Source organism: Citrobacter sp. RHBSTW-00887 (genome assembly GCF_013728095.1).
GTDB classification, from domain to species: domain Bacteria; phylum Pseudomonadota; class Gammaproteobacteria; order Enterobacterales; family Enterobacteriaceae; genus Citrobacter; species Citrobacter braakii.
Genome location: NZ_CP056267.1, coordinates 2,046,075 through 2,059,048, shown reverse-complemented (window position 1 = coordinate 2,059,048; position 12,974 = coordinate 2,046,075). Strand labels below are relative to the sequence as shown.

9 protein-coding genes are annotated in these 12,974 nt (G+C 52.7%); 3 read left to right on the top strand and 6 right to left on the bottom strand.

Annotated features, from left to right (window positions below; genetic code table 11):
• Positions 1-4: 4 nt before the first annotated feature.
• The gene (locus HV314_RS09695; RefSeq protein WP_046275963.1) at positions 5-1,144 is read right to left on the bottom strand and encodes a polysaccharide export protein; all 1,140 of its coding nucleotides are present in this window, start codon (positions 1,142-1,144) and stop codon (positions 5-7) included.
• A 654-nt stretch (positions 1,145-1,798) separates the two neighbouring features.
• Between HV314_RS09695 and HV314_RS09690 the strand changes: the two genes are divergently transcribed.
• A complete protein-coding gene (locus HV314_RS09690; protein WP_181547917.1) occupies positions 1,799-3,382 on the top strand; it encodes a TerC family protein in 1,584 nt (527 codons plus the stop codon).
• 44 nt (positions 3,383-3,426) lie between these two features.
• Here HV314_RS09690 and asmA read toward each other — a convergent pair whose 3' ends face one another.
• From asmA to udk, 3 genes are all read right to left on the bottom strand, one after another.
• On the bottom strand, positions 3,427-5,277 hold the full coding sequence (asmA, locus tag HV314_RS09685; RefSeq protein WP_181547916.1) for an outer membrane assembly protein AsmA: 1,851 nt from the start codon (positions 5,275-5,277) through the stop codon (positions 3,427-3,429).
• Between the two features lie 25 nt (positions 5,278-5,302).
• On the bottom strand, positions 5,303-5,884 hold the full coding sequence (gene dcd / locus HV314_RS09680) for a dCTP deaminase (protein WP_016153598.1): 582 nt from the start codon (positions 5,882-5,884) through the stop codon (positions 5,303-5,305).
• Positions 5,885-5,975: 91 nt separating this feature from the next.
• Entirely contained in the window at positions 5,976-6,617 is a 642-nt protein-coding gene (gene udk, locus HV314_RS09675) for a uridine kinase (RefSeq protein WP_003036776.1), read from the bottom strand.
• A 315-nt stretch (positions 6,618-6,932) separates the two neighbouring features.
• On the opposite strand from udk, the gene HV314_RS09670 reads away from it, so the two are divergent.
• Positions 6,933-10,262 (top strand): diguanylate cyclase, encoded by a 3,330-nt coding sequence (locus HV314_RS09670; protein WP_181547915.1) that lies wholly within the window; start codon positions 6,933-6,935, stop codon positions 10,260-10,262.
• On the opposite strand, the gene alkA is transcribed toward HV314_RS09670, so the two are convergent.
• Complete coding sequence (alkA, locus tag HV314_RS09665) at positions 10,230-11,099, bottom strand: DNA-3-methyladenine glycosylase 2 (RefSeq protein WP_003841772.1); 870 nt, start codon at positions 11,097-11,099, stop codon at positions 10,230-10,232. The two genes, HV314_RS09670 and alkA, sit on opposite strands and share 33 nt — an antisense overlap.
• Before the next feature lie 136 nt (positions 11,100-11,235).
• Between alkA and yegD the strand changes: the two genes are divergently transcribed.
• The gene (yegD, locus tag HV314_RS09660) at positions 11,236-12,588 is read left to right on the top strand and encodes a molecular chaperone (protein ID WP_181547914.1); all 1,353 of its coding nucleotides are present in this window, start codon (positions 11,236-11,238) and stop codon (positions 12,586-12,588) included.
• Positions 12,589-12,687: 99 nt separating this feature from the next.
• Here yegD and HV314_RS09655 read toward each other — a convergent pair whose 3' ends face one another.
• Positions 12,688-12,747: a type I toxin-antitoxin system Ibs family toxin gene (locus HV314_RS09655; protein ID WP_109017525.1), complete on the bottom strand. Its 60-nt coding sequence runs from the start codon at positions 12,745-12,747 to the stop codon at positions 12,688-12,690.
• Positions 12,748-12,974: the final 227 nt, after the last annotated feature.

Sequence of the window (12,974 nt, the reverse complement as noted above, 5' to 3'; positions counted from 1 at the left end):
ACGATTACCAGTTGTGAAGGTCGCTGGCCGTGTCCGTCATATAGCGAACACCGCTAATAGTCGGCAGCAACTGATTGATCAAACGGTTCCAGCGAGCAACCGGCGCGGTAGTGACGTACACCACATCGTATGGCTGGAGTCGGAATGACGTCGCCATCACCAGCGATGTCGCATCGGACATATCAAGCTGATAGATATTGGCAATCTTGCCGTTGTTCCCGCCCTCGCCTTTCAATGGACGAATAACGAAAATGCCGCTGGCGTTGGAGGTGGTCAGGTCGATACCTTCCGCGTTGCCGAGTGCTTCGGTGAGCGTCATGCCGCTGAAGTCCATTTTGAGGGTGCTCTGTTTTTTCACTTCCCCCATCACGAAGACTTTCAAATCGTCATTACGCGGAACAAACAGGATGTCGCCAGGATAGAGCAGACGGTTCTGGCTCAGGTCGCCATTTTGCATTAGCGCTTGCAGTGAAATACGTTGCTCCTGCCCTTTATGAGTCAGTACAACGTTGCGCCAGTCTGCCGCCTCGGTGAGACCGCCTGCGGCGTTAATGGCATCGAGAACGGTAAGCGGCACGTTGGTGATGGCCTGCTGGCCGGATTTGTTCACCTGCCCGGAGACATAGGCCTTCTGCGAACGGAAAGCGGCGATATTAACGTCCACCTGCGGGTCAGCAATGTACTTCGCTAAGCGCCCGGTAATATCACTACGAATTTCGGCCAACGTTTTCCCTGACACGCTAACTTTGCCGATGTAGGGGTAAAACATGGTGCCATCAGGCTGCACCCAGTTGCCGGCATCACTTGAGCTACGATACTGTCCGGCCGGCGTGGTGAGTTCAGGATGATCCCAGACGGTGACATTCAGGACGTCGCCCGGGCCGACCCGGTACTGATACCCGGAAATCTCCTGGTCGAGAGACATATTAGGCTGCGCAACATTTGGTCGGGGACGTAATTGTTCGACCAGTCGTGGGGTGAGTGGATAAACATTCACCATACGATCGATATCAAAATCAGCGTCCTGCTGTTTAATCACATCTTTGCCCATCGTAGACATATTGCTGCCCGGAAGCACGGTACAACCGTTTATCAAGATTACCGATACCAATACAGGCATCAATTTAAGTTTGGATTTCATCATTGATTATTTATCACTTTGGCAGAGTAATTATCACGTGCGATCTAAATAGCGACTTCGCCTGTACGTATTTACCTTGCCGTTAATTGAAAAGGAATTTAACTGGCATCTGTCCTAAAAAAAATGAATTCATCTGCGGTCTCTTGACAGAATAATTTAGGCTCGTCTCAGGCGACCAGACACGCTACCGCCCCTGGCTTCATTAGCTACCAATGCACTGATTAATTTAAATTTTTATCTTCCCCTTTATTTTCATCACATTCACAGCGGGAACGCATCAGGAATAGCGCCGCTGGTTGATAAGGAAATATTTATCTTTTGATTATTACCGGAGGAATTGTTGCAGCTAAGCGAATATCAGGCAAGGTAACAAGTTACCGACAACTTGCTTTTAAGATTAATATTAAGCGTTGAATTTGTATATTTTTAGGATTTTATTGATATTGACAATATTAATATAGAAATATCCCACCTGCGATATTTCTTAAAGAGCTTTGGATTAATAATATAATTTCCTGTAGTTACATTAAGGCTAATATCCCGTACCTGGTTGTAATAGGCTACAGAGAAATCCCTCCTCGCCATTGCATTTTTCGCCAGTTTTACCCATGATCGAATTGTGACAATTGTCATACAACTATGGGTATAGCATTTACTATGGAATGGATTGCCGATCCGTCAATCTGGGCCGGACTCGTCACGCTAATCGTGATCGAACTTGTTCTTGGCATTGATAATCTTGTTTTTATTGCCATCCTCGCGGAGAAACTGCCTCCTGCCCAGCGGGATAAGGCGCGTATTACCGGGCTACTGCTGGCGATGGTCATGCGCTTGCTGCTGTTGGCATCAATATCATGGCTGGTAACGCTGACCACGCCGCTGTTCAGCATTCGCGGCCTGAGCTTCAGCGCGCGCGATCTGATCATGCTGTTCGGCGGTTTCTTCCTGCTGTTTAAAGCCACCATGGAGCTAAACGAACGGCTGGAAGGCAAAGACAGCGAGAACCCGACCCAGCGTAAAGGCGCTAAGTTCTGGGGCGTCGTCGCGCAAATAGTCGTGCTGGACGCTATCTTCTCCCTGGATTCCGTCATTACCGCCGTAGGGATGGTCGATCACCTGGCGGTAATGATGGCTGCGGTGATTATTGCCATCAGCCTGATGGTGCTTGCCAGCAAGTCGCTGACGCGCTTTGTCAACAGCCATCCCACTATCGTCATTCTGTGCCTGAGCTTCTTGCTGATGATTGGTTTCAGTCTGGTCGCCGATGGGTTTGGTTTCCATATTCCGAAAGGTTACCTGTACGCCGCCATCGGCTTCTCGGTCATGATAGAAGCATTGAACCAGTTAGCTATCTTTAACCGCCGTCGCTTCCTGTCAGCCAACCATACCCTGCGCCAGCGCACCGCCGAGGCGGTAATGCGACTGCTGAGCGGGCAAAAAGAAGACGCCGAACTGGATGCCGAAACCGCGGCAATGCTGGCAGACCATCATGAAGGCCAAATTTTTGCCCCTCAGGAACGGCGGATGATTGAACGTGTGCTGAACCTTAATCAGCGTACTGTCAGCAGTATCATGACCTCGCGCCATGATATTGAGCACATCGACCTCAATGCGCCGGAAACAGAAATCCGCGCTTTGCTGGAAAAAAACCAGCATACGCGTCTGGTGGTCACCGGCGAAGATGAGCAGGAAGAACTGCTGGGCGTGGTGCATGTCATCGACCTGCTGCAGCAATCTCTTCGCGGCGAGCCGCTCGACTTACGCGTCTTGATTCGCCAGCCGTTGGTGTTCCCGGAAACTCTGCCGCTGCTTCCGGCGCTTGAGCAGTTCCGTAACGCCCGGACGCACTTCGCTTTTGTGGCCGATGAATTTGGGTCAGTTGAAGGGATTGTAACGCTCAGTGACGTGATGGAAACCATCGCCGGTAACCTGCCAAATGAGGTAGAGGAGATTGACGCCCGCCATGACATTCAGAAAAACGCAGATGGTTCATGGACCGCTAACGGACACATGCCGCTGGAAGATCTGGTGCAGTATGTGCCTATCCCGTTAGATGATAGGCGTGAATATCACACCATTGCCGGACTGTTAATGGAGTATTTGCAGCGCATCCCGAAAACCGGGGAGGAAGTTCAGGTTGGCGACTATCGACTAAAAACCCTGCAGGTGGAAAATCATCGCGTGCAAAAAGTCCAACTGATACCGCTGCACAGTGAAGAAGAGATGGATTACGAGGTGTAAATCACGAGCCGGAGGCGGCATCGACCGCCATCCGGCAATATGAATCAGAGTTTATCCAGCAACTTTTTAACATCTTTACCGTTGCGGGAGTCTTTATTGCGATCGGCCCAGTCGTTAAGGCGACGTTTCGCTTCATCCTGCAAATGCTTACGCAAAATCTGGTCGACCTGCAGACTGTAGTTTAGCGCCTGCCACTGTCCGTAGACTCTGAGAGGAACCGGGGTAGCCTTCAGGAAGTTAATCAGCTTACTTTCGCCATCCCAGCCGCCCAGCACGCGAATGTTAAACAGCGTGTCGCAGTTCAGCTTCACCAGATCCAGCGTTCCCTTGCCGGTCAGCGCCAGCATCGCCGACTCACCCGCCATGTTATCCAGCGTAACCTCGCCGTTATCCAGCGTCATATCGGTTACAAAATGATCCAACCGGGTCACGTTATCCAGGTTTTGCTGAGCTTTAACATCCCCACCGCTACGTTCGACGGCCTGTTGTATCATCTGCTGGAAGTTCATTCCTTCCATTCGCGTATCGCTCATTTCGACATGGGCCTGCCCTTGCCAGCTATGACGAAACGCCTGGGCATCAATATCTGAGCCAGAGAAATCCCCTGCCAGTGACAGCTTACCGGTGAGGGCGATGGGGTAGTCGAAGGCTTTCAGGATAGTACCAATTTCTACGCCTTCCAGGCGCGGATGGAAGACCGCTCGCGGCTGTCCTTTTCTGGCATCCAGCATACCAGGAAGCGACACCAGCCCACCGTCACTTTTCCCCTGCAACTGCGTAACATTCAACAAGCCGAACTGGTTGTCAATTTTTGCCGAGACATTGTCAAACGCCATTTTCCGCCACAGCACTTTGTCAGCTTGCAAAGCGATGTCTGCCGAAAATCCCTTCAGTCCCTGATACGAAACGGCATCAACCTGGGAAGCAATGACGGGGCGCGCCAGCGTTGACTGACTCTGACCTTGCTGAACCTCACCGTTCGTCGTCACAGCCTCACGCTGTACGAGCAGATTGTCCAGATTGAGCTGACCAAACTTCAGGTCGACGGCCCATTCTGGTTTATCCAACAATGTCACATGAGCTTGCCCGGCGAGAGAGCTGTCGTTAGCGGTCAAATGAATCTGGCTAAACGCGAGCTGTTTTTTCTCTTCCAGCCACTGCGCCTGAAACTGTCCCTGACCTTTGATCCCCTGCGCCGGTAGATCGGCCCCCTGCAGTTGCCAGCTTAGCTGCTCAATATTCGCGGATAAGTTATGCGGATAGTCGGAGGCATCAACGCTGCCGTTGAAGGATAATGCGAGGTCACGCTGATCGCGGTTAACGCGCCCGGAGAAATCAAACGTGCCGCGGTGCTGATTATCCTGTTCCATGTCCAGACGAATATCGCGAACCGTGATCTGTTCATCGTCTTCATGCTGGAATACCAGAACGCTATCGGCAACACGCAGGCGGGCAATATCAAACGACCATCCTCTGTCTTCAGCCAGGTCGGGCAACGTATTGTCTTTTGGGGCAACGGGCGCATCTTCGCCGCGCACCGCTTCAGTTTGCGGGGTCAGTTGAATCACCGCGCCTTTGAGCATCACCTGCTTCACGCTGAGCTGGTGACTCAACAGCGGCCACAACGCGACGTCAAGACGCATATTGTCGGCACGAATCAGGGGTTCGCTGGCGCCTTCAGCCGTTAACACCATGCGCCCCGAGAGGATACTCAGCTGAGGCCATACGTGCCAACGCAGCGGACCATCCAACTGCAGCTGATACCCGCTACGCGCAGCAACCTGCTTGACCATATATGCGCGGAAATCATTCGGATTCACCAACAGTACTAACGCAGAAAAACCGGCCACCAGCACGACCAGTAGAATCATCAGCGTCGTCAGAAATCGTCTCATGCTATCCCCAATGGACTGAAAATACTCAGTCTTTATCGATCCGGCTGGCAACGGCGCCCTGCTGATCGCGATACTTTGCATCCTGACGACGGTTGTAAGGTCGCGCCGCCGGACCGGAAAGCGGTTCGAAGCTTAATGCGCCAATCGGCATGCCAGGACGCAGGGCCAGCGGTAGTTTTCCGGAGTTGTAAAACTCCAGTACGATACAGCCAGACCAGCCCGGATCGATACGGTGTGCGGTGACGTGTACCATCAGTCCCAGACGCGCCAGCGAAGAGCGGCCATCTAACCAACCCACAAGATCGGAAGGCAGCGTCACGGATTCGAACGTCACTGCCAGCGCCAGTTCGCCCGGATGCAGGAAAAATGCCTCGCCGTCTTTGAGGACGATTTCATCACTCATCACGCGATCCAGCGCGGCGCTGACTTCATCTTTCGGTCCGCTCAGATCGATATACGCCGCCGTATGCCCGCGGAACGTACGGAATTTGTTGCCAAGGCGCACATCTACCGTGGCGCCGTTGATTCGCTCGACAGGAGGGCGTGGATTGATCGACAGACGACCTTGATCCAACCAGGCTTCAATATCTCGGTCACATAAACGCATGGCACTTTCTCCTTTCGTGCTTCAACCCCTTAATGCCAGGTGCATTAAGGGTGAACCAGGTTATCACTGAACGGTACACAATTCGCTGAACTTATTCAAAGAACTGACTGATTTTAGCCTTCAGAATATCGATGGCGATGCGGTTTTTACCCCCGCGCGGCACAATGATGTCGGCGTACTGTTTTGAAGGCTCAATAAATTGCAGGAACATTGGACGGACGGTTTTCTGATATTGCGCCATCACTGAATCCATTGAACGACCACGTTCGTTCACATCGCGCTTGATACGGCGCATCAGGCAAATATCCAGCGGGGTATCAACAAAAATAGAGAAGTTCATCTCATCACGCAAACGCGCATCCGTCAGCAGCAAAATGCCTTCCAGGATGATGACTTTCTTGGGTTCGATATGAATAGTGTCTTGCGTGCGCGTGTGCTCAACGTAGCTGTACACCGGCAGCTCAATGGCACTACCGCGTTTCAGCGTTTGCAGATGTTGGAACAGCAGGCTGTGATCCATCGCGTTCGGATGGTCGTAGTTGGTTTTTACACGCTCTTCCATCGATAGATGGCTTTGATCTTTGTAATAGCTGTCTTCGGGAATAACGCCAATATGTTCGTCACCGACTTGTTCACGCAATTCGCGATAAAGAGTACTGGCAATAAGACTCTTGCCGGAAGCCGATGCGCCGGCAATGCCGATAATGACGCACTGATGGGACTGATCAGTCATAAATTTAGCGACCTGATTAACCTGGATGTTAGGAAGGGCGGCGCCGAAACGCCAAACGCGGCAATTATAGGGATTTCAGCGGCGCGACGCCAGCCCAGGCTGCACCAATGCCTTCCCTGTCGCAAATTAAAACGGTCATATTTAAAGCATGCGCTACATTTATTCGCCAGCCTTAGTAATTAATAGCTTGAGAGTGTTAATTTATGAGCAGCTGGCGTATAAATTGTAAATTATTTGTACTAGCATAAACCCAGATTAAATGTGATGCGTCCGGCATCTCTACTGGGCGACAACGGCTATTTGGGTAGAGTGGTAATGAGTAAACAATCCCAACATGTTTTAGTTACCTTACCTCATCCTCTACTGCGCCTGGCCAGTTTAGGTCTGGTGGCTTTCATCTTTACGCTGTTCTCGCTGGAACTGTCTCGTTTCGGTGCGCAGCTGGCGCCGCTGTGGTTTCCGACCTCAATCATGATGGTGGCTTTTTACCGCCATGCGGGAAAAATGTGGCCGGGGATCGCGCTGGCGTGCTCATTGGGTAACATCGCGGGTTCTTTGCTCTTCTTCCCCGGCGAGTCGCTTAGCTTTACCTACACGGCCATCAACATTATTGAGGCTGTCGTGGGGGCAATGTTATTGCGCAAACTGCTGCCCTGGTACAATCCTTTACAAAATCTCAACGACTGGGCGCGCCTGGCATTCGGCAGCGCAGTGGTCCCTCCGCTGCTGGGCGGCGTATTACTCTGGTTATTATTACCGCAAGAAACGTCGTTAAATACCTTCCTCATTTGGGTGCTGTCAGAATCCATCGGCGCGCTGGCGCTGGTACCATTAGGTTTACTGTTTAAGCCACATTATCTGCTGCGCCACCGCAATCCGCGATTACTGCTTGAAACTCTGATTACGCTTCTGGTGACGTTAACGTTCAGTTGGCTGTCGATGATGTTCATTCCATGGCCGTTTACCTGCGTTATTGTCCTGTTGATGTGGAGCGCTGTCCGTCTGCCGCGTATGGAGGCGTTTTTAATTTTCCTCAGCACCGTGATGATGGTTTCGCTGATGTTGGCCGCTGACCCTTCGCTGCTCTACACCCCCAAACAGAACATGATGACCAGCATACCGTGGCTGCCGTTTTTGATGATCCTGTTGCCAGCCAATATGATGACCATGGTGATGTACGCGTTTCGGGCTGAACGCAAGCACATCTCAGAAAGCGAAGCGCGCTTTCGCAATGCTATGGAGTATTCCGCAATTGGCATGGCGCTGGTCGGGACCGAGGGGCAATGGCTACAGGCCAATAAAGCCTTGTGCCAGTTTCTGGGCTATAGCCAGGAGGAGCTACGTTCGCTCACCTTCCAGCAATTAACCTGGCCGGAAGATTTGAACAATGACCTCGAACAGTTAAACATGCTGGCGCGCGGGGAAATTAACAGCTATTCCATGGAGAAACGCTATTACACGCGCGCAGGCGAGGTGGTATGGGCCTTGCTGGCCGTTTCGCTGGTGCGCCATAGCGACACCACCCCACTCTACTTTATTGCGCAGATTGAGGACATTAACGATCTGAAGCACACCGAGTGGATGAACAAACGGCTGATGGAGCGCATTACGCTCGCTAATGAAGCCGGGGGGATCGGCATTTGGGAATGGGAACTGCAGCCTGATGTGATCAGCTGGGATAAGCGTATGTTCGATCTCTACGAAGTCCCGGCACATATCAAGCCCAGCTGGCAAGTCTGGTATGAATGCGTTGTGCCTGAAGATCGCGAACACGCCGAAAATGTGATTCGCGATTCGCTGGCCGCACGAGCCCCGTTTAAGCTTGAGTTTCGTATCGCGGTAAAAGGTGGCATACGGCATATTCGCTCGTTGGCCAACCGGGTACTGAATAAAGACGGTGAAGTTGAACGCTTACTTGGCATCAATATGGATATGACCGAGGTGAAGCAGCTCAACGAAGCGCTGTTCCAAGAAAAAGAGCGTTTGCATATTACGCTGGACTCCATCGGCGAGGCGGTGATTTGTATTGATGTCGACATGAATGTGACCTTTATGAATCCGGTCGCTGAGAAAATGAGCGGCTGGCAGCAGGAAAACGCAATTGGCATTCCGCTCCTGACGGTACTGCGTATTACTTTCGGCGATAACGGTCCGCTGATGGAAAATATCTACAGTGCCGACATGTCGCGTAAGGCAATGGAGCAGGAAGTCGTCCTGCATTGTCGCAACGGCAACAGTTATGACATTCAGTACAGCATCACGCCCCTCAGCACCCTTGATGGCGGCAGCATTGGCTCGGTGCTGGTTATTCAGGATGTCACCGAGTCACGTAAGATGCTGCGCCAGCTTAGCTACAGCGCTTCGCATGACGACCTGACGCAGTTGGCCAATCGGGTCAGCTTTGAAAACCATCTCAAACAGTTGCTGCATACGGTGCACGACGCGCACCAGAGTCATGTGCTGGTTTTTATCGATCTTGATCGTTTTAAAGCGGTGAACGATAGCGCAGGTCATGCCGCAGGCGATGCCCTGCTGCGCGAACTCTCTTCACTGATGCTAAGCATGCTGCGGTCCAGCGATATGCTGGCGCGCCTTGGCGGCGACGAGTTTGGTCTGTTGCTGCCGGATTGTAATATCGAAAGCGCCCGCTTTATCTCAGGACGCATCATCAGTGCTATTAACAATTACCAATTTATGTGGGAAGGCCGTTTGCACCGTATTGGCGCCAGTGCGGGAATTACGCTGATTGATGAGAAAAACCATGTCGCGACTGACGTTATGTCTCAGGCCGATATCGCCTGCTACGCAGCGAAAAACAGCGGCCGTGGGCGAGTCTGTGTCTATGAACCTCAGCAAAGCCAGGCCCATGCCGCGCGTAGCCAACTGTCATTGGATGAACAAAGACACACTATTACACACAACCCTATGCTGATGATCGCCAGAGGTGTTGCTTCTCCGCGTATACCGGAGACTTTTAGCTTCTGGATTATCTCGCTTCGCTTAGGCACCGCTGAGGGTGAAGTCATTGAAGATCAAGCCTTCCATGCCGGGTTGGTCGATCCCACGTTGAGTCAGGCGCTCGATCGTCGGGTATTCGGCGAGTTCTTCCAGAGTGCTGCCTCGGCTGTCGCCAACAAGGGCCTCAGTATTGCCCTGCCCCTTTCCGCCGCCGGCCTGCTCAACACAGAGCTGGTAGATGAGCTGCTGGAGCAATTGCAACGCAGCCCGCTACCGCCACGATTGCTGCATCTGACCGTTCCATCAAGCGTCATCAAAACAAACCCAACGCAGGCGGTATCCGCACTGCATCGACTGCGCCAGTACGGTTGTCGAATTGTGTTAAGTCAGGTTGGTCGCGACTTAGAGCTTTTTGACAACCTGAAATATCACATTGTCGATTACCTGTTGCTCGACAGCGAGCTAAGTGCCAGCGCTCCCGGCAACTTGATCGACGAAATGTGGGTGTCCATTATCCAGGGTCATGCTCAGCGCCTGGACATTAAAACCATCGCCGGTCCGGTGCAACTGCCGCTCATCATGGATACGCTTTCAGGCATCGGTATTGATATGATTTATGGCGATATTATTGCCGACGCCCAACCGCTGGATCTGCTACTGAATACCAGCAATTTCGCCATCAACTGACGGTTGCCAACCATCCGTATACCAGATATGCAACAGCGCATAGGAGCGCCAGGGTTTCCAGCGCTCTGCATACCGCCGGATCTGGGCTGGTGTCATGCCGGGAAAACGCTGCTTAATCAGATAATCATCCGGCAGAAAAACGTCCTTCGCCTGCCAGCCGCGCAGCGCAAAGTAGTTGGCGGTCCAGCGCCCTATCCCGGGAAATGTTTGTAGCTGCTTAACGCCTTGTTCGATATCGGCAGGGGCTGTTGTCGCGAGCGTTCCTTCAAGGGTTGCATGAGCAAGGTGAATCAACGCTTCAGCGCGTTTGAGCGGCATTCCTAACGTTTTCAGGTGCAGCGGATCGGCGTTGGCAAGCTCTTCTGGAGAGGGAAAACACACATACTCGGGCGCATCCTCCAGCGTATTGCCATAAGCGTGCGCTACTTTCGCTGTCAGTTTTGCGGCCATCGCCACGCTGACTAACTGCCCTAAAATCGCCCGTACCCCTTGCTCAAAAGCATCGACACATCCCGGCAGGCGCAATCCCGGACGCGCCGCGCCGAGGTTACCCAGCGCGCCGACAATTTGCTGCGGGCAACAGGAAAGATCGAACAAGCGCGTTATTTTTGCCAGGCACTCAGAGGCTACAGGCTGTAACCCTGAGCTCAACGTCACGTGTAGCACGTTGGCGTGCAGATCCGGGACAACGCTCACCAGACCACGATGCTCCCCTACGGACAGACTTCGGACATAACTCAGTTCTTCTACGGTTTCGACACCTTCAACCGCACGGGCGGCAAGAAATCCCAGCATCCAGGGCCAGTCATAAGGCGGTTGCCAGCTCAGCGTGAACATTCGGTTTTCCTTTTAAAGCAAACTTACAGCATAAACGGTATTCAATCAGTACGCCTTGCTTTCATATTCCAGTTGTCGGGGCGTCAACTATTCGTTAAAGTCACGCCCCTTCTTCACTGGCATGGGGATTTTTACGGTGTTTATTGGTTTTGACTACGGTACGGCAAACTGTTCAGTGGCCGTTATGCGTGATGGGCAGCCCCACCTGCTCAAAATGGAAAATAACAGCATGCTGCTACCCTCAATGCTGTGCGCACCAACGCGCGAAGCGGTTAGCGAGTGGCTGTATCGCCATCACGACGTTCCAACCACGGACGATGAAACACAGGCGCTGCTTCGCCGTGCGATGCGCTACAATCGCGAAGAAGACATCGACGTTAACGCCAACAGCGTGCAGTTCGGTCTGGCATCGCTGGGTCAATATATTGAAGACCCGGAAGAGGTGTACTTCGTTAAATCGCCAAAATCATTTTTGGGTGCCAGCGGTCTGAAGCCGCAGCAGGTTGCGCTGTTTGAAGATCTGGTCTGTGCGATGATGCTGCACATACGCAACCAGGCACAAAATCAGTTGCCGGAAGCCATCACCCAGGCCGTTATTGGTCGTCCCATCAACTTCCAGGGGTTAGGGGGCGATGACGCCAACGCCCAGGCGCAGGGTATTCTTGAACGTGCGGCTAAACGCGCCGGTTTTCAGGATGTCGTCTTCCAGTACGAGCCGGTAGCGGCTGGTCTGGATTACGAAGCCACGCTGCAGGAAGAAAAACGCGTGCTGGTGGTGGATATTGGCGGGGGTACAACCGACTGTTCACTGCTGCTGATGGGGCCGCAATGGCATCAGCGCGCCGATCGCGAAAACAGCCTGCTGGGGCACAGCGGCTGCCGCGTTGGCGGGAACGATCTGGATATTGCGCTGGCGTTTAAACATCTGATGCCGCTGCTCGGTATGGGGGGAGAAACGGAAAAAGGGATCGCCTTACCTATTCTGCCCTGGTGGAACGCGGTCGCGATCAACGATGTTCCCGCGCAAAGTGACTTCTACAGTAGCGCCAACGGTCGCTTACTCAACGATCTTGTCCGTGACGCGAAAGAAGCCGATAAAGTCGCCCTACTGCTTAAAGTCTGGCGCGAGCGTCTGAGCTATCGCTTGGTGCGCAGCGCAGAAGAGAGCAAAATCGCGCTTTCCGATCAGACCATTGTGACGGCGGCGATACCGTTTATCAGCGACACGCTGGCAACCGATATCAGTCAACACGGGCTGGAAGCTGCGCTCAATCAGCCCCTGGCGCGCATTCTGGAGCAGGTTCAACTGGCGCTGGAAAACGCGCAGGAAAAACCGGACGTGATTTACCTGACCGGCGGTAGCGCGCGTTCGCCGCTGATTAAAAAAGCCCTCGCCCAGCAACTTCCCGGGATTCCGATCGCGGGGGGTGATGATTTCGGTTCCGTTACTGCCGGACTGGCCCGCTGGGCTGACGTTGTTTTCCGCTAAGCGGCTCGCATGCTGAAAAGTACGCGTATTGACATCACCATTGCTGTGGCTTATTTTCAGGAGTGAGGGTTAGGGAGGGCTTCCCCTCCCCCTGGTGTCTTAGTAAGCCGGTAAGCTAATCACTAAGAGTATCACCAGTATGATGACCTGCTTCATCATAACCCTTTCCTTATTTTGGCCCCTTCCTCGGGAGGGGCTTTCCCGTTCCAGCGTCCCGCTGAAATCTCTGGCTTTCCTCCTTTTTGCCTTGTCAGCACTCTAACGCACAATCACGTATTCGCTATCTTCACCACCGATTGTTGCGTAACGCTTCGCAAAGCCGCATTAGCATTCAGACGAATCCCGACAGTGTTTCATAATTCCTCCATTTTTCTCCCTTGTTCGCT

What these genes read in the sequence shown, in the direction of transcription:
- alkA (WP_003841772.1), bottom strand. Translation starts at nt 11,099, where the DNA reads ATGTTCACGCTGAGCTGGCAACCGCCTTATGACTGGCCCTGGATGCTG.
- asmA (WP_181547916.1), bottom strand. Translation starts at nt 5,277, where the DNA reads ATGAGACGATTTCTGACGACGCTGATGATTCTACTGGTCGTGCTGGTG.
- HV314_RS09670 (WP_181547915.1), top strand. Translation starts at nt 6,933, where the DNA reads ATGAGTAAACAATCCCAACATGTTTTAGTTACCTTACCTCATCCTCTA.
- HV314_RS09695 (WP_046275963.1), bottom strand. Translation starts at nt 1,144, where the DNA reads ATGATGAAATCCAAACTTAAATTGATGCCTGTATTGGTATCGGTAATC.
- HV314_RS09690 (WP_181547917.1), top strand. Translation starts at nt 1,799, where the DNA reads ATGGAATGGATTGCCGATCCGTCAATCTGGGCCGGACTCGTCACGCTA.
- udk (WP_003036776.1), bottom strand. Translation starts at nt 6,617, where the DNA reads ATGACTGATCAGTCCCATCAGTGCGTCATTATCGGCATTGCCGGCGCA.
- dcd (WP_016153598.1), bottom strand. Translation starts at nt 5,884, where the DNA reads ATGCGTTTATGTGACCGAGATATTGAAGCCTGGTTGGATCAAGGTCGT.